Origin of the sequence: Mesorhizobium sp. XAP4 (genome assembly GCF_029269325.1) — a bacterium.
In the GTDB taxonomy this organism is placed as follows: domain Bacteria; phylum Pseudomonadota; class Alphaproteobacteria; order Rhizobiales; family Rhizobiaceae; genus Mesorhizobium; species Mesorhizobium ciceri.
Map to the genome: position 1 here is coordinate 233,938 of NZ_JARIXW010000004.1, position 17,172 is coordinate 251,109.

A 17,172-nucleotide genomic window follows, 5' to 3' on the forward strand; every position below is an offset into this window, starting at 1 on the left:
CTCAGTTCCATGTGCCAGAACTAAAATACCGGAGCCGCTGCGAGCGGCTCCGGTCACGAGAGGTCGATGATGGATCAGGCGGCCGCGGGTCTGCGTCCGGCGGCCGTGGCCAGTTCGCGGATGCCTGGCTCGATGTGCTGTAGCGCGATCGACGAGATGCCCAGCCGCATGAAACGCGAAGGCTTTTCAGTGCGATCGAAGAAGCGGTCGCCTGGCTCGATGATGACGCTGCGCGAGGCCGCTGCCTCGGCAAGCCCGCGCGAATCGGTGCCGCGCGGCCCTTCGAGCCACAGCGACGTACCGCCGGCCGAATCGGTCGAACGCCATTCCGGCAGGAAGGCGGAAATCGCATGGACCAGCCGCTTGCGCCGCTCGTCGAAGGCTGACGACAGCCGCCGCACCAGCGCCTCGTGGTGGCCGAGCGACAGGAACAGTGCGACGGCGCGCTGATTGTTGGCCGGCGGATGACGCAGCATGAAGCGGCGCAGCGCCCGGAGCTCCGCGATCAGTCCGGCGGACGCCACGATGTAGCCGAGCCGCAGGCCGGGAGCCAGCGTCTTGGACATAGAGCCGACATAGACCACGCGGCCGGAACGATCGAGGCTCTTCAGCGCTTGCTGCGGTGCCTCGTCGAGAAGCTGGCTGTCATAGCCGTCCTCGATGATGATCTGGTTGTAGCGGTTGGCGCGCGCCAGAAGATCCTGCCGCCGTTCCGCCGACAACGGCACCATGGTCGGGCAATGATGGCTGGGCGTGACGAAGACGAAGCCGGAATCATTGGGAATAGAAGCAGTTACGATGCCGGACTGGTCGACCGGCACCGGCTGTATCTCTGCGCCCGCAAGGCGGAAGATCGAGCGCGCGTCGGGGTAACCGGGGTCCTCCATCGCCACCTTGGAGCCCTTGGACATCAGCAGCGTCGCCAGCATGTAGAGCGCGTTCTGGGCGCCCAGCGTGACGATGATCTCGTCGGGATTGGCGAAGATGCCGCGCCGGGGCAGGAGCCGCGCCTGGATCTGCTCGATCAGCAGCGGATCGTCACGGTCGACCATGTCGGACGCCCAGTTGCGGATTTCCAGCACGGCAAGCGCCATGCGGTTGCACTCGCGCCATTCAGCGGTCGGGAACAGCGCCGGGTCGAACTGCCCGTAGACGAAAGGATAGGACGACTTGATCCAGTTCTCGTGCTTGGCCGGCGGCGGCATGTCGCTTGCGGCGATCTTGCGGCGTGCCTTCCAGTCGATCTCATTGGCCTGGTCGGGCGCCTTCTGGTGCGGCTTGGCCGGTGTCGCCAGCACATCGGGATTGACGAAATGGCCACGCCGCTCGCGCGCCACCAGGAAACCCTGGTCGACGAGCTGCTGGAACGCCAGCACCACGGTTCCGCGCGCCACGCCGAGTTTTTCGGCCAGGATGCGGCAGGAAGGGAGCGGCATCGAAGCGGCGATCTGGCGGTCGAGAATGGCGGCTACGATGGCCTGGCGGATCTGCGCCTGCAGGGTTTGGCCGGATTCGGCCGAAATCCGGAACAGGCCGGACCATATCGCCGTGTCGTTTCGCTGTGGCATGGGAGATTTCCTCGATGGCCAGCCTTTTTCGTTTGGCTGGACCAGCCGAACGTAACCGTGGCACAAGGGGTTGCGCCAATCAATTTTTCTGATCGTTGGGATTTATGCCAGTGATCCTTCACGTCCTTTTGATGCCGCGTTGCGGCATCGTGGGGTGACGCGGCGCTTCATCCCGGCGATGACATGGTGCGTCATGGCGGCGTGTGGGTGTGCGTCATCGCTGCGCATTGATACGGGTGGAGTTCGGCCCGATAGATTGTCGCGACGACACGCGCCGGAAACATCCGGTCCGTAATGATGGCTCGAGGTCTCGGAGTTTGGCAGTGGATCAATCGTCCTTTCAAAAACAGCTCGCCGCCTTGCGCGACCACCGCGCGGCGGCGCCCGCCAGCATGCGCCAGGCCTTCGCCGCCGATCCCAAGCGGTTCGTGGAATTCTCCGCCACCGACGGCGATCTGCTGCTCGACTGGTCGAAATGCGCGGTCGACGCGACCACCATGGAGCTGCTGGAAAAGGTCGCCCAGGCCGCCGATCTTGAAGGCCGCCGCGCCGCCATGTTCGCCGGCAAGAAGATCAACGTCACCGAGGACCGTGCCGTGCTGCACACGGCGCTGCGCAACCTGACCGGCAAGGGCGTCACCGTCGATGGCCAGGACGTCAAGGCGGACGTCATCGCCGTGCTCGACGCCATGGGCGCCTTTGCCGATGCCGTGCGCTCGGGCAAGGCGGCCGGCGCCACCGGCAAGAAGATCACCGACATCGTCAACATCGGCATCGGCGGTTCCGATCTCGGCCCGGCCATGGCGACGCTGGCGCTGGCGCCCTATCATGACGGGCCGCGCGCGCATTACGTCTCCAACATAGACGGCGCCCATATCCACGACACGCTGAAGGGCCTCTCCGCCGAGACCACGCTTTTCATCATCGCTTCCAAGACCTTCACCACCGTCGAAACGATGACCAATGCGCAGACGGCGCGCGACTGGGTGCAGAAGGCGCTCGGCAAGGAAGCGGTCGGCAAGCATTTCGCCGCCGTCTCGACCGCGCTCGACCTGGTGGCCAAGTTCGGCATCGCGCCCGATCGCGTCTTCGGCTTCTGGGACTGGGTCGGTGGCCGCTATTCGCTCTGGGGCGCCATCGGCCTGCCGGTGATGATCGCTGTCGGCCCGCGGAATTTTCGCGCCTTCCTTGATGGCGCGCATGAGATGGACGAGCATTTCCGCACCGCGCCGGTGCAGGAGAACCTGCCGGCGCTGCTGGGACTGGTCGGCTGGTGGCATCGCGTGATCTGCGGTTACCGGGCGCGCGCCGTCATCCCTTACGACCAGCGCCTGTCCAGGCTGCCGGCCTATTTGCAGCAGCTTGACATGGAATCGAACGGCAAGAGCGTCACCCTCGAAGGCACGGCGGTGACGACGCCGACCGGACCGCTGGTCTGGGGTGAGCCCGGCACCAACGGCCAGCATGCCTTCTTCCAGCTGCTGCACCAGGGCACCGATTTCATTCCGGTCGAATTCCTTGCCGCGGCCATCGGTCACGAGCCCGATCTCAAGCACCAGCATGATCTGCTGCTCGCCAACTGCCTGGCGCAGTCGGAAGCGCTGATGAAGGGCCGCACGCTGGAGGAGGCGCGCGCCCAGATGCTGGCCAAGGGCATGAAGCCGGCCGAGGTCGACAAGATCGCGCCGCACCGCGTCTTCTCGGGTAACCGTCCCTCGATCACCATCCTCTACAGAAAGCTCGACCCGCGCACCTTCGGCCGGCTGATCGCGCTCTACGAGCACCGCGTCTTCGTCGAGGGCACGCTATTCAACATCAACTCCTTCGACCAATGGGGCGTCGAACTCGGCAAGGAACTGGCCACCGGCCTGTTGCCTGTCGTGGAGGGCAAGGAAAGTGCCGCCAATCGGGATGCATCGACCGCTGGCCTTGTGGGATTCATCCAGCATTTGCGTGGCTCGGAGTGAAAAGCTTGGCAGACATCAAGGGAATATTGTTCGACAAGGACGGCACGCTTGTCGACTTCAACGCCACCTGGCTCGGCGTTGCCGACTTCATGGCCATGGATGCGTCGGAAGGCGATCGCTGGAAAGCCGACAGGCTGCTGGCCGCTGCCGGCTTCGATTTCGCCAACAAGCGTTTCAAGCCGGACTCCATCTTTGCCTCCGGCACCAATCTCGACGTCGTCGAATTGTGGTTCCCACGCCTGTCCAACGAGGACCAGATGCTTGCGGTTGCCCGCTTCAACGAGATCACCTCCGTACAAGGCTCGGCGATGGCCGTGGCGCTGCCGGGCATCGTCGATACGCTGACGGCACTGCACAGGAAATCCTACCGGCTTGGCGTCGCCACCAACGATTCGACCAGCGGCGCGGAAAAGACGCTGGTCACGCTCGGCGTCGCTCAATTGTTCGACGCGGCCTATGGCTACGACGCGGTGGCCAATCCGAAGCCGGCGCCCGACACGATCCAGGCCTTTAGCGATCTCACCGGCCTCAAGCCGGCGGAAATCGCCATGGTCGGCGACAACCGGCACGACCTCGAAATGGCACGTGCCGGCGGCTGCGGGCTGGCGGTCGGCGTGCTCTCCGGCACCGGCACCCGCGAATCGCTGGCCGGCATTGCCGATGTGGTTTTGGATTCGGTCGCCGACCTGCCGGATTTTCTCTCGGCACGGGTCAAGGAGACGATCTGACGGACAAGGTCGGGGATCAAATCAACCGGGCTTTCCCCAATAGCCGAGAATAGGTGGACTTTCGACGTTGAAACTGGCGATCCAAGTCACCGGTGTCGGTCTGGCATTGCCGCGAGGACAAGGCGGAGAATATCTCCCATTCGAGCATGACTTATGCCGTGATCGACTCTTGCCGATCTGTGCACGATGACGAGATCAAGCGTTGGAACAACGACAATGTACTGTCCACCGAAGCCGCTCGCATAGAACATCGGCGCATGGACGCTGATGCTGTCGCCGGGCGCATTGGCCGCTGCCGTCCACCAAAGGTAGCCGTAGCCCCTACCTCCTCCAATGTCCGACTGTGGGCGAGTACTTTCCCGAACCCAGCTCTCAGGGACAAGCTGGCGCCCTCCCCAGCGACCACCGTGAAGGTAGAGCAGGCCGACGCGCGCGAGGTCGCGGGCGGTCATGCTGAGCTTGTAGACAGGATGTAGGGATTCCCGGCCCCCGAGATAGTGACCGTCCTCTCGTTCGAAGTCCTGCATTCCGAGAGGACCTGCGACTCGCATGGCAAGCGCCTCGAATACGGTCTGGCCTGTTTGACGCTCCAGAACCGTACCGAGCACGTTGAAATCCCAGTTGTTGTAGAACCAGCGCGAGCCGGGTGCGTGGCTGCCGCGTTCTGGTCGCCCATGGTCCGTATTGTAGACCGAGGGCAGATAGACGCCTGATCGGGCTCCCAGGAGGTCCGCGACTGTGGCTTGCTGCTCAACTTGTGTGAGCGGTTGGAAATCATCGATATGCAGTTCTGCGAGCGTCGCGTTCAGATCTATCCTGCCTTCCGCAATGTAGATGCCGTAGAGGACGTTGATCAGGCTTTTCCGGACGGAAGCCACGCTCGACTTCTGAGCTAAGTCACCCCACTGAAAAACGACGCTTCCGCCGGCGATGATCATCAGAGCTGTTGAGCGACCGTCCGCCAAATCGTGGGCAAGAGCGGCGAGGCGCCGGGTGGACCAGCCGAGGCTTGCCGCCGATACTTCGGCCCACTCTATCTCCGGAAAAATCTGGTCGCTCCTAGCAAAAGGTGCTTGGTCTCCTGCCATTTCTCCTCCGAATCGTCGCCCTTGACCGGAAATTGGGAGAACAAGTTCGAACACAGCACACCTGCCATAAGAAAGGTGGGCGTGCGCAGAGGGTCCAACCCAGTCATCGAGAGCGATCGGGCTTTGCTTCCTCCGTTAGCGCTCTCCCGCCTCAAACGAAAAGACACCGCTCGGCTTAGTCGCAGCCCCCTTCGCGTCGCCGAAATCCGGCACCTTGTATTCGGCGAGCAATCGCAGCCGGGACAGCGGCAGGTCGTTGCGGCGGGGATCTCCGACCAGCACCTCGATGCCGGCCGCCAGGCAGCGGTCGAGGAACGGGATAACCCGCAGAGCAACCTCAGGGCCGTAGAACACGTCGCCGGCAAGCACGAGCTCGACCGCCGGCGGGGGACCCGTGGTAATGTCCTTGTCGACAATGGCGATCTCGACGCCGTTGGCCGCGGCATTGAGGCCGATCGCGGCAACGCCGTTACGGTCGATCTCGGCGGCGATCACTTCGCGCGAACCGGCCTTGGCTGCGGCGATGCCGACAAGGCCGGAGCCGGCACCAAGGTCGAGCACGCGGCGACCGGCTACCGTTTGCGGATGATCCAGTATATGGCGCGCAAGCACCGCGCCGCCGGCCCACACGTAAGCCCAGTAAGGCGGCTGCGGCTCAGGTCCATTGTTGTCCGCCTCGATCGTGTCGTCATCGTCGTCAGCGCTTTGGTGCGTATCGGTAAGCCGTCTCAGGCCACTGGCCGGGTGCGGTGTAAAAAGCTGGATCTCAGGCACCGACGGCACCGGGGCGAGGCGCATGTTCGTCCTGATGAACTCTGCCGGGTCAGGACGGCAAGGTGCATCTACGGCATCCGCGCCGACGGCTGCAATCATTCGCGCAGCGCTCGCCGCAGGATCTTGCCGACCGGCGTCTTCGGCAGTTCGGTGCGGAATTCGATGTATCTGGGCCGCTTGTAGCCGGTCAGGTTCTCGCGGCAAAAGGCGGTCAGTGCCTCGGCGGTCAGCGCCGGATCCTTCCTGACCACGAACAGTTTCGGCACCTCGCCTGAATGCTCGTCCGGCACGCCGATCGCCGCCACTTCGAGCACACCCGGATGCATCGCCACGACTTCCTCGAGCTCGTTGGGATAGACGTTGAAGCCCGAGACCAGGATCATGTCCTTCTTGCGGTCGACGATCTTGGTGTAGCCGCGCTCGTCCATGAAGCCCATGTCGCCGGATTTGAAGTAGCCGTCCTTGGTCATCACCTTGGCGGTCTCATCCGGCCGGTTCCAGTAGCCCGCCATCACTTGCGGCCCCCGGATGCAGACTTCGCCGACCTCGCCGAGCGGCAAATTGTTGCCGTCTTCGTCGCGGATGGCGATCTCCGTCGAGGGCAGCGGCAAGCCGATGGTGCCGGTGAAGTCGCCGGCGGTGAACTTGTTGGCGGTGGCCACCGGCGAGGTTTCCGAGAGGCCGTAGCCTTCGGTGACCGAACATCCGGTCAGCGCCTTCCAGCGTTCGGCGACGCCCTTCTGCACCGCCATGCCGCCGCCCAGCGTCAGCACCAGCGGCTTGAAGTCGAGCTTGCGGAAATCCTCATTGTTGAGCAGCGCGTTGAACAGCGTGTTGAGGCCGGGAAAGATGTGCACCGGATATTTCTGCAATTCCTTGACGAAGCCTGGGATGTCGCGCGGATTGGGAATGAGCACATTGCGGGCGCCCTGCTGCATGCCCATCAGCGCGTTCACCGTCAGCGCGAAGATATGATAGAGCGGCAGCGCGCAGATGAAGTTGGGATGCGCGGGTTTCGGCTTGATCGTGTAGGCGTCCTCCATCCACTGCGCGTTCTGCGCGACGTTGGCGAGCACGTTGCTGTGCAGCAGCGTGGCGCCCTTCGAGACGCCCGTGGTGCCGCCCGTATATTGCAGGAAGGCGACATCGTCGGCTGCCACCTTGGCCGGCCTGAAGCCCATACCGGCGCCGGCCTTCATGGCGGCATTGAACTTGACATGGCCGGGCAGCGACCATGCCGGCACCATCTTCTTCACGCGGCGCACGACGAAATTGACGATTGTGCCCTTCAGCCCGCCAAGCATGTCGCCCATCGCGGCGACCACCACATGCTTGACCGCGGTCCTGGCGATCACCGCCTGCAAGGTGTTGGCGAAGTTCTCCAGGATGACGATGGCTTGCGCCCCGGAATCCTTCAGCTGGTGTTCGAGCTCGCGCGGCGTGTAGAGCGGATTGATGTTCACCACCACATAACCCGCTCGCAAGATCGCCATCATCGCCACCGGATATTGCAGCACGTTGGGCATCATCAGCGCGACGCGCGCGCCTTTCTGCAGGCCCTTCGATTGCAGGTAGGCGCCGAAGGCCGCCGACAGCCGCTCGACATCGGTGTAGCTGATGGACTTGTCCATGCAGGTGAAGGCCGGCTGCGCGGAAAACTGCTTGCAGGCGGCGACGAGGAAATCGCCGATCGAGCTGTAGGGCAGGGCGCCGATCTCCGCCTGCACGTTTTTCGGATAGCTCTTGAGCCACGGCTTTTCCGGCAAGCCGGCGGCCAACGCCGTCAGCGCTTTCGGCAATCGGTTGGCGGTGGCGTCGGCCGGCTTTGCCGCCGGTGGGGCCTTCACCGCTGCCGCGGCCTTCGACGCCGGCCTGGCAGCGGGCTTTGCCGCACCCGCTTTACGCCCCGGCGCCGTCTTTCCGGCCGCAGCCTTGGCCGGGGCTTTCACCGCCGGCTTTGTGCTTGCCCTTACAGGTGCCGCGGCCGCCTTCGGCTTGGCGGCTTTGGCAACGGGTGCTTTCGGCTTGGCAGTACCGGCTGCTTTCGACGGCGCCTTGGCTCCCGCTTTCACCGGCGCCGTCGTCCTTGATGCTTTTGCCAACCGTTCCTCCCTGGACAAGTCTTGTTCATCCGTGCCGCACTCGCCCCTGAATTGGCAAGGGCGTCCTCCGCTGCGGCCGCTACACCCTATGTATTGCCTCCCTTGGTGAGCGTGCAAGTCTTGCCCTTGCGGCAACGCGGCGAAAGATTTGCCGTCGAAAGTCTTTGCCGCCGCCAGCGCTCCAGGCGGTGTCCTGACGCATCCCACGGCCGCTCGGAAGCGCCGGGAACATTTATATCGTCAGCCTGGCGATCAATAAAAAAATTCGGCTGTTAATAATCTCGTGAACGGAAGAAACGGCTAATTTTTTCTGCAATTTGGCAAAGTTGCGGATTTTTTTCCTGCTTCCCGCGGGGTAAGCAAACGGGGTGTTCCAAAGCCGGAAAAACGGTGCTTATATGCGCGCTTCGCGAGCCTGATAGAGGGGCTTGGAAGAACATCAGGGAGTGCTCAATGAATAAGAAGCTGACTTTTGCAGCCGCGTTGCTGGCTGCAAGCGTCCTGGGCGGCATGGCCAATGCGAAAACTCTGGTCTACTGCGCGGAAGCTTCGCCGGAAGGTTTCGATCCGGCGCCGTATACCGCAGGCCAGACGTTCGACGCGTCCTCGCGCACCGTCTTCAACCGCCTCGTCGAATTCGATCACGGCAAGACGACGACCTCGCCGGGCCTGGCCGAAAGCTGGACGATCTCCGACGATGGCAAGGAATATGTCTTCAAGCTGCGCAAGGGCGTCAAATTCGCCGCCACCGACTATTTCACCCCGACGCGCGACTTCAACGCCGACGATGTGGTGTTCTCGTTCGAACGTCAGGTCGACAAGAACGGTCCCTGGTTCCAGTACATTCCGGGCATTGCCTACCAGTATTACAATGACCAGTTCGGCGACAACATCACCAAGGTCGAGAAGGTCGATGACCTGACGGTGAAGTTCACCCTCAAGGAGCCGGCGATCACCTTCATTCCGACGCTGGGCATGGATTTTGCGTCCGTCGTCTCCAAGGAATATGCCGACAAGCTGCAGGCCGACAAGACGCCTGAGCTGTTCAACCAGAAGCCGATCGGCACCGGCCCGTTCATCTTCGTCGACTACCAGACCGACGCCGCCATCCGCTACAAGGCCAACCCGGACTATTGGGGCGGCAAGCAGAAGATCGACGATCTGGTCTTCGCCATCACCACCGATCCGGCCGTGCGCGCGCAGAAGCTCAAGGCCGGCGAATGCAACATCATGTCGTACCCGGCACCGGCCGACATCGCCGGCCTGCAGGCCGATGCGAACCTGAAGGTCGAGGAGCAGGAAGGCCTCAATGTCGGCGCGCTGATGTACAACACCCAGCAGAAGCCGTTCGACGACGTGCGCGTGCGCAAGGCGCTCAACATGGCCATCAACAAGAAGGCCATCATCGACGCGGTCTTCCAGGGTGCCGGCCAGGTGGCGGTCAACCCGATCCCGCCGACCATGTGGTCCTACAACAAGGAAGTGAAGGACGATCCGTACGATCCGGATGCAGCCAAGAAGCTGCTTGAAGAGGCCGGCGTCAAGGACCTCAAGATGAACGTCTGGGCCATGCCGGTGTCGCGCCCCTACATGCCGAACGCGCGCCGCACCGCCGAATTGATCCAGGCGGACTTCGCCAAGGTCGGCGTCACCGTCGAGATCGTCAGCTACGATTGGGGTGAATACCTCAAGCGCGCTTCCGCGGTTGATCACGACGGCGCCGTCATCGTCGGCTGGACCGGCGACAATGGCGATCCGGACAACTTCCTCGGCGTGCTCCTGAGCTGCGCTTCCGTCGGTTCGAACAACCGCGCGGAATGGTGCAACAAGGACTTCGATGCGCTCATCAACAAGGCCAAGACCGTTTCGGACCAGGCCGAGCGCACCAAGCTCTATGAACAGGCACAGGTCATCTTCAAGGAACAGGCACCCTGGGCGACGCTCGCTCACTCCAAGGTGTTCATGCCGATGCAGAAGACCGTCACCGGCTTTGCGATGGATCCGCTCGGTATCCACCGCTTCGACGGCGTCGATATCGCCGAATAAGGTTGCGAAACGGGGGCGCCACCATGTGGTGACGCCCCCACTCGCCCGCCATGCTGCGTTATATCCTCGGCAAGCTCGCCCTCATCATCCCGACCTTCATCGGGATAACCATCCTCGCCTTTGGCTTCGTGCGCATCCTGCCCGGTGATCCGGTGCTGGTGCTTGCGGGCGAACGCGGCCTGTCGCCCGAACGCCACACGGCGCTCATGCACCAGTTCGGTTTCGACCTGCCGATCTGGCAACAATATCTGACCTATCTGACGAACATCCTCGGCGGTGATTTCGGCACCTCGTTTTCCACCAAGACACCGGTGCTCAAGGACTTCCTTGTCCGCTTTCCGGCAACGGTCGAGCTCGCCATCTTCGCCATGATCTTTGCCGTCATCCTGGGTGTGGCCGCCGGCATTTTCGCTGCCATCCGCCGCGGCTCCTGGTTCGACCAACTGACCATGGGCACGGCGCTGGCCGGCTATTCCATGCCGATCTTCTGGTGGGGTCTGCTGCTGATCATCGTGTTCTCCGGCATGCTGCACTGGACGCCGGTTTCAGGCCGCATCGACCTCCTCTACTTCTTCAAGCCGGTGACCGGCTTCATGACCATCGATTCCCTGATCTCGGGCCAGAAGGGCGCCTTCCGTTCGGCGCTGTCGCACCTGATCTTGCCGACCATCGTGCTCGGCACCATTCCGCTCGCCGTCATCGCGAGGCAGACGCGCTCGGCGATGCTTGAGGTGCTGGGTGAGGACTATGTCCGCACCGCGCGCGCCAAGGGCCTGGCGCCGCGTAGGGTCATCGGCCTGCACGCCTTCCGCAACGCGCTGATCCCGGTCGTCACCACCATCGGCCTGCAGGTCGGCACGCTGCTCACCGGCGCCATCCTGACCGAGAGCATCTTCTCCTGGCCCGGCATCGGCAAATGGATGATCGACGCCATTTCCAAGCGCGACTATTTCACCGTGCAGGGCGGGTTGCTTTTGATCGCGTTGATCGTCATGTCGGTGAACCTCATCGTCGACGTGCTCTACGCCGTCATCAACCCACGCATCCGGGCCAACTGACATGAGCAATGAAGGCCCCGCCACCATCGAAGCCGCGACCGTCGTCAAGCCGCAGGACGCCAGGTTGCAGATGTTCGGCGAGTTCTGGCATTACTTCTCCGTCAACAAGGGCGCGGTGATCGGGCTCTTCGTCTTCGCGCTGCTGATCCTGATCGCCATCTTCGCGCCGCTGCTGGCGCCGCATTCGCCGGACGATCAGTTCCGCGACTTCTTCCTGACGCCGCCGGCCTGGCAGGAGGGCGGCAATGCGCAGTTCCTGCTCGGCACCGACGCCGTCGGCCGCGATATGCTGTCGCGCCTGATCTACGGCTCGCGCTTCTCGCTCGCCATCGGCTTCGTCGTTGTCACGTCAGCGCTGATTTCAGGCGTCATCCTCGGCCTGCTCGCCGGCTACTGCCGCGGCTGGGTCGACACGCTGATCATGCGCATCATGGACATCATCCTGGCCTTCCCGTCGCTGCTCTTGGCCCTGGTGCTGGTCGCGGTGCTTGGCCCCGGCCTCGTCAACGCCATGATCGCCATCGCCTTCGTGCTGCAGCCGCATTTCGCCCGGCTCACCCGCGCCGCCGTGATGGCCGAAAAGACCCGCGAATATGTCGTCTCGGCCAAGGTCGCCGGCGCCAGCCATCTCAGGCTGATGCTGGTCACCATCCTGCCAAACTGCATCGCGCCGTTGATCGTGCAGGCGACGCTGTCCTTCTCCAACGCCATCCTCGAGGCGGCGGCCCTTGGCTTCCTCGGCATGGGCGCGCAGCCGCCGACGCCGGAATGGGGCACCATGCTGGCCGAAGCGCGCGAGTTCATCCTGCGCGCCTGGTGGGTGGTGACCTTCCCCGGCCTCGCCATCCTGATCACCGTCTTTGCCATCAACCTGATCGGCGACGGCCTGCGCGACGCGCTCGACCCCAAGCTGAAGAGGTCGTGAGCATGCCTCTGCTCGAGATCAAGAACCTCACCGTTTCCTTCGACACCGCGGCCGGACCGTTCATGGCCGTGCAAGGTATCGACCTGTCGATCGAGCCGCGCGAAGTGCTGGCGATCGTCGGCGAGTCCGGCTCCGGCAAGTCGGTGTCGATGCTGGCGGTGATGGGGCTGTTGCCCAACACGGCAACCGTCAAGGCCGACCGCATGGCCTTCGACGGCGTCGATCTGCTGAAGCTCAGCCCGTCCGAACGGCGCAAGATCGTCGGCAAGGACATCTCGATGATCTTCCAGGAGCCGATCGCCAGCCTCAATCCGTGCTTCACCGTCGGGTTCCAGATCGAGGAGGTGTTGCGCTTCCACATGGGCATGGACCGCGCCCAGCGCCGGGCGCGTGCCATCGAACTGATGAAGCTGGTCGGCATCGCCGACCCTGAAGAGCGGCTGAGTTCCTTCCCGCACCAGATGTCGGGCGGCCAGTGCCAGCGCGTCATGATCGCCATCGCCATTGCCTGCAATCCGAAACTGCTGATCGCCGACGAGCCGACCACGGCGCTCGACGTCACCATCCAGAAGCAGATCCTCGATCTGCTGGTTTCGCTGCAGGCCAAATACGGCATGGGCCTGATCATGATCACCCACAATATGGGCGTGGTGGCCGAGACCGCCGACCGCGTCATCGTCCAGTACAAGGGCCGCAAGATGGAAGAGGCCGACGTGCTGTCGCTGTTTGAATCGCCAAAGAGCAATTACACGCGGGCGCTTTTGTCGGCGCTGCCGGAAAACGCCGTCGGCGACCGGCTGCCGACCGTTTCCGACATGATGTTCGAGCCGGCGCCTTCTGCTGCGGGAGCCACCTGATGAGCACCACGGTTCTCGAAGGCAAGAACATCGTCCGCGACTACCACATCGGCGGCGGCCTGTTCACCGGGCCGCGCACCGTGCACGCGGTCAAGGGCGTCTCGTTCAAGGTCGACAAGGGCAAGACGCTGGCCATTGTCGGCGAAAGCGGCTGCGGCAAGTCAACGCTTGCCCGCATCATCACGCTGATCGATCCGGCGACATCGGGCGAATTGTTCATCGACGGCAACAAGGTTGACATCGCCAAGGGGGGATTGACCAAGGAGATGCGCCGCAAGGTGCAGATCGTCTTCCAGAACCCCTACGGATCGCTCAATCCGCGCCAGAAGATCGGCGACGTGCTGGGCGAGCCGCTTTTGATCAACACCGACAAGCCGGCGTCCGAGCGGCGCGACCTTGCGATGAAGATGCTGAAGAAGGTTGGCCTCGGCCACGAGCACTACAATCGCTATCCGCATATGTTTTCCGGCGGCCAGCGTCAGCGCATCGCCATTGCCCGCGCGCTGATGCTGAACCCGAGCCTGCTGGTGCTCGACGAGCCGGTCTCGGCGCTCGATCTGTCGGTGCAGGCGCAGGTGCTCAACCTGCTTGCCGACCTGCAGCATGAGTTCCAGCTGACCTATGTCTTCATCAGCCACGATCTGTCCGTGGTGCGTTACATCGCCGACGACGTGATGGTGATGTATTTCGGCGAAGCGGTCGAATACGGCTCGCGCGACGAGGTCTTCGCCGACCCCAAGCACAGCTACACCCGGACGCTGTTCGCGGCGACACCGCGCGCCGACGTCGCGTCGATCAAGGCGAGGCTGGCGAAGAAGAAAGCGGCTTAACGTCTCTTCGTCATCCTCGGGTCTGCACTGTGTCGCTACGCTCCCTTGTTCCGCCCATGGATGACGACGCTGGAGAGACCGCCTCTCACGACAGCTTGGCGATGATGGCGCGCAGCGCCTCGCCGAATTTATGGATCTCCTCGACTGTATTGTAATGCACCAGCGAGGCGCGGATGGCGCCGCTGTCCATCGAGAGATTGAGACGCTTCATCAGCCGTGGCGCGTACATGTGGCCGTCGCGGATGCCGATCTGCATCTCGGCCATTTCCTCGACGATCCGTTGTGGTGACAATTTGCCGATGTTGAAGCAGAAGGTCGGCACGCGCTCGGTGATCCTGGCCTCGTCGGCAACGCCGTAGATGGTTGCCCCGCAACCTTTCAGCACGGCCAGCATCTCGCGCGCCAGCACCAACTCATAGTCGCGGATGGCGCCCATGCCGGCAACGATGTTGTCGCGCCGGGAGCGGTTGTTGGACGGCGCCAGATTGCGGCCGATCAGTTCCAGGTACTGCACGGCGGCATCCATGCCGGAGACGTTCTCGTAGATGAAGGTGCCGGCCTCGACCTTGTAGGGCGGCTCGTCGGGGATGAAGTCCTCGCGGAAGGTCGGCAGCCGCTTCAGCGTTTCGAAGCGGCCCCACAGGAAGCCCATATGCGGCGAGAAATTCTTGTAGCCGGAGCAGACGAGATAGTCGCAGTCCCAGGCCTGCACGTCGATCAGTCCATGCGGCCCGTAATGCACGCAGTCGAGGAACACTTCGGCGCCGGCCGCATGCGCGATCTTGGCCACCGAAGCGACATCGACGATCGAGCCGATCGAGTGCGCCGTGACCGTGCAGGCGATCAGGCGGGTGCGGTCCGAAACCAGCGGACGCAGATCGTCGACATGCAGATTGCCGTCCTCGCGCATCCGCCACCATTTGAATTTCGCGCCGGCCGATTCCAGCGCCAGCCAAGTCGCGATGTTGGCGTCATGATCCATGTCGGTGACGACGATCTCGTCGCGCTCTTGCAGCATCTGGCCGATGCCGAGGCTGACCAGGCGGATGAACGAGGTGGCATTCATGCCGAAGCAGATTTCCGCCGGGCTGTAGGCGTTGATGAGCAGAGCGACGCTTGTCCGCGCATCGGCGACCGATTGGTCGACGGTGACGCTGCGGCCATAGCGGCCGCCACGCTGCACATTGTGCGAAACCAGATGATTGGTCACCGCGTCGAGCACGCTCTGCGGGATCTGCGCGCCGGCGGCGTTGTCCAAAAAGATGAAATCGCCGGCCCGCTGCAAGGCTGGAAACATGGCGCGGATGGTGTCGACGGGGAACGCGGTGGCATTCGCATTGTCGGTTTGGTGCTTATTCACGGGTAGGCTCCTGCGGAGGGCTTGGACGGGGATCAGGTGGCGGAGGTCAGCGCTTCTTTTCGGTCTTGAAGCGCTCTTCAAGCAGGCTGACGAGGCGGACCATCGGCCAGAGGAAGATGAGATAGACAAGCGCGGCGCCGATCAGCGGCGATGGGTTGGCGTAGAGCGACTGCGCGTTGGTCGCTTCCTTCAAGAGTTCCGGCAGCGCCACGGTGGAGGCGAGCGAGGTGTCCTTGAACATCGAGACGCAGTTGCTGGTCATCGGCGGGATGACGACGCGGATCGCTTGCGGCAGCACCACCTTGCGCAAGGTCAGGAGGAACGGCAGGCCAAGCGCCTGCGACGCCTCGAACTGGCCGCGCGGAATGCTTTCGATACCGGAGCGGAACACCTCGGCCGAGTAGGCCGACATGATGAAGGCGAAGGCTGTCACCGCCGATGCCCAGGACGACAGGCGTATGCCGAGGAAGGGCAGCGCATAGTAGATCAGGATCAGCACGACCAGCACCGGCAGGGCGCGGAAGATGTCGGTGTAGCCGACCGCGAGCCAGCGCAGCGGCTTCGGCGCATAGAGCCGCACCAGGCTGATCCCCAGGCCGATGGGGATGCCGATGCCGATGCTCAAAATGCCGAGCAGCAGCGTGTTCAGGAAGCCGCGCAGCAGCGCCGGCAGGCTGGACATGATGACGTCGGGGTTGAAGAAGGTGTCGATCAGCGACATGGGAGCGTTCCCGAACCCCAGAGCAAAGAATGCTCACGTTAAACTCGATGGGCCCGCCGAGGGCAGGAGATCTGCGGCAGAAGCCGGCGGCCAGGCGTGAAAGAATCGTGCCGGCCTGGAAAGCCGGCACGATGTTACCGCAGCTTTCAGCTCAGGCCTTCGGCAGCGGCATTTCCTTCATGGTCGAAGAGTCGGCGGGCGCGTCGCTGCCGAACCACTTCTTGTGGATCGCGGCCAGCGTGCCGTCCTTCTTCATCGCGCTCAGCGCATCGTTCAGCTTGCCGAGCAGCGGGTGGTCCTTGGTCATCATCAGGCCGTATTGCTCACCGGTCTTGATGCGCTCCTTGACCACCAGGTCCTTCATCTTGGTGAAGGAATATTCCATGCCCGGAATGTCGCTGACTGCCGCATCGACGCGGCCGGCGCTGAGGTCGAGCAGCAGGTTCTGCTGCGTGTCGTAGCCCTTCACGTCGCTGAAGCCGTCGGCTTCCTGATGCGCCTTGACCCAGGTTTCGCCGGTCGAACCGGACAGCACGCCGATGATCTTGCCCTTGAGGTCGGCCTCGGCCTTGATCGGGCTGTCGGCCTTGGTGGCGATGCCCATATCGGAATCATAATAGGGCTGCGTGAACGACTGTGACTTCAGCCGCTCCGCCGTGATGGTGATCGACGAGATGGCGACGTCGATGCGCTTCGAGGTGGTGGCGGCAAACAGCGCCTGGAAACCGAGATCGGCGATGTCGGTGGTCATGCCGATGCGCTTGGCGGCTTCGTTGACGATGTCGACCTCGAAGCCTCCGAAAGTGCCGCTCTCGTTCTTGAATTCGAAGGGCGGGTTGGTCGGGTAGGCGCCGACATTCAGCACATCGGCGGCATAGGCCGTGGCGGGGCCGGCGGCGATGCCGATGGCGGCGGCGAGAAGAAGCAATTTGCGACGCGTGAAGCTCATTTTTGTTCCCTCTGTTGTTGATCGGGCGGGTTGCTCCCGCACGGTTTTTTGCCGCCCCGCTTCACGCAGGGCGTCAATTCATGGCAGCGACCATGCGGTCACGGTTGGCGATGTTGTGTGTTGCAGACCGCGAATCCGCGCGCACGTCATCGAAGGCAGGGCGCGTGTTGGATGATGACTGGGGCAGTATGAACGACAA

14 protein-coding genes are annotated in these 17,172 nt (G+C 63.1%); 7 read left to right on the plus strand and 7 right to left on the minus strand.

Annotated features, from left to right (window positions below):
* Positions 1 to 74: 74 nt before the first annotated feature.
* Positions 75 to 1,568, minus strand: coding sequence for a PLP-dependent aminotransferase family protein (locus P3C39_RS18740; RefSeq protein ID WP_024503382.1), 1,494 nt, complete (start codon positions 1,566 to 1,568; stop codon positions 75 to 77).
* A gap of 323 nt (positions 1,569 to 1,891) precedes the next feature.
* Between P3C39_RS18740 and pgi the strand changes: the two genes are divergently transcribed.
* Together pgi and P3C39_RS18750 are read left to right on the plus strand one after the other, a co-directional pair.
* The gene (pgi, locus tag P3C39_RS18745) at positions 1,892 to 3,535 is read left to right on the plus strand and encodes a glucose-6-phosphate isomerase (protein WP_275954119.1); all 1,644 of its coding nucleotides are present in this window, start codon (positions 1,892 to 1,894) and stop codon (positions 3,533 to 3,535) included.
* Positions 3,536 to 3,540: 5 nt separating this feature from the next.
* Positions 3,541 to 4,263 carry an HAD family hydrolase gene (locus P3C39_RS18750; RefSeq protein WP_013527996.1) on the plus strand — a complete coding sequence of 241 codons (723 nt, stop codon included), beginning with the start codon at positions 3,541 to 3,543 and terminating at the stop codon, positions 4,261 to 4,263.
* An 86-nt stretch (positions 4,264 to 4,349) separates the two neighbouring features.
* On the opposite strand, the gene P3C39_RS18755 is transcribed toward P3C39_RS18750, so the two are convergent.
* The 3 genes from P3C39_RS18755 to P3C39_RS18765 form a co-directional block, all read right to left on the minus strand.
* Entirely contained in the window at positions 4,350 to 5,351 is a 1,002-nt protein-coding gene (locus P3C39_RS18755) for a serine hydrolase (protein WP_275954118.1), read from the minus strand.
* Positions 5,352 to 5,486: 135 nt separating this feature from the next.
* On the minus strand, positions 5,487 to 6,224 hold the full coding sequence (locus P3C39_RS18760; protein ID WP_275954117.1) for a methyltransferase: 738 nt from the start codon (positions 6,222 to 6,224) through the stop codon (positions 5,487 to 5,489).
* Positions 6,221 to 8,227, minus strand: coding sequence for a long-chain fatty acid--CoA ligase (locus P3C39_RS18765; protein ID WP_063169935.1), 2,007 nt, complete (start codon positions 8,225 to 8,227; stop codon positions 6,221 to 6,223). Before P3C39_RS18765 ends, P3C39_RS18760 begins: the two co-directional genes overlap by 4 nt.
* Before the next feature lie 453 nt (positions 8,228 to 8,680).
* Here P3C39_RS18765 and P3C39_RS18770 point away from each other — a divergent pair, with 453 nt between their 5' ends.
* The 5 genes from P3C39_RS18770 to P3C39_RS18790 all read left to right on the plus strand — a co-directional run bounded on the left by P3C39_RS18770 (position 8,681) and on the right by P3C39_RS18790 (position 13,943).
* On the plus strand, positions 8,681 to 10,273 hold the full coding sequence (locus P3C39_RS18770; protein ID WP_013527993.1) for an ABC transporter substrate-binding protein: 1,593 nt from the start codon (positions 8,681 to 8,683) through the stop codon (positions 10,271 to 10,273).
* Positions 10,274 to 10,323: 50 nt separating this feature from the next.
* Positions 10,324 to 11,331: an ABC transporter permease subunit gene (locus tag P3C39_RS18775; protein WP_063169936.1), complete on the plus strand. Its 1,008-nt coding sequence runs from the start codon at positions 10,324 to 10,326 to the stop codon at positions 11,329 to 11,331.
* 70 nt (positions 11,332 to 11,401) lie between these two features.
* On the plus strand, positions 11,402 to 12,256 hold the full coding sequence (locus P3C39_RS18780) for an ABC transporter permease subunit (protein WP_224618710.1): 855 nt from the start codon (positions 11,402 to 11,404) through the stop codon (positions 12,254 to 12,256).
* Between the two features lie 2 nt (positions 12,257 to 12,258).
* A complete protein-coding gene (locus P3C39_RS18785) occupies positions 12,259 to 13,113 on the plus strand; it encodes an ABC transporter ATP-binding protein (RefSeq protein ID WP_024503389.1) in 855 nt (284 codons plus the stop codon).
* Positions 13,113 to 13,943, plus strand: a complete 831-nt coding sequence (locus P3C39_RS18790) for a dipeptide ABC transporter ATP-binding protein (protein ID WP_275954116.1) — start codon at positions 13,113 to 13,115, stop codon at positions 13,941 to 13,943. Before P3C39_RS18785 ends, P3C39_RS18790 begins: the two co-directional genes overlap by 1 nt.
* A gap of 85 nt (positions 13,944 to 14,028) precedes the next feature.
* Here the strand turns inward: P3C39_RS18790 and P3C39_RS18795 are convergent, their stop codons facing one another.
* From P3C39_RS18795 to P3C39_RS18805, 3 genes are all read right to left on the minus strand, one after another.
* Positions 14,029 to 15,303 carry a cysteine desulfurase-like protein gene (locus P3C39_RS18795; protein ID WP_275954115.1) on the minus strand — a complete coding sequence of 425 codons (1,275 nt, stop codon included), beginning with the start codon at positions 15,301 to 15,303 and terminating at the stop codon, positions 14,029 to 14,031.
* 46 nt (positions 15,304 to 15,349) lie between these two features.
* Positions 15,350 to 16,024 (minus strand): amino acid ABC transporter permease, encoded by a 675-nt coding sequence (locus tag P3C39_RS18800; protein WP_013527987.1) that lies wholly within the window; start codon positions 16,022 to 16,024, stop codon positions 15,350 to 15,352.
* Between the two features lie 151 nt (positions 16,025 to 16,175).
* Complete coding sequence (locus tag P3C39_RS18805; RefSeq protein ID WP_275954114.1) at positions 16,176 to 16,973, minus strand: ABC transporter substrate-binding protein; 798 nt, start codon at positions 16,971 to 16,973, stop codon at positions 16,176 to 16,178.
* Between the last annotated feature and the right edge of the window lie 199 nt (positions 16,974 to 17,172).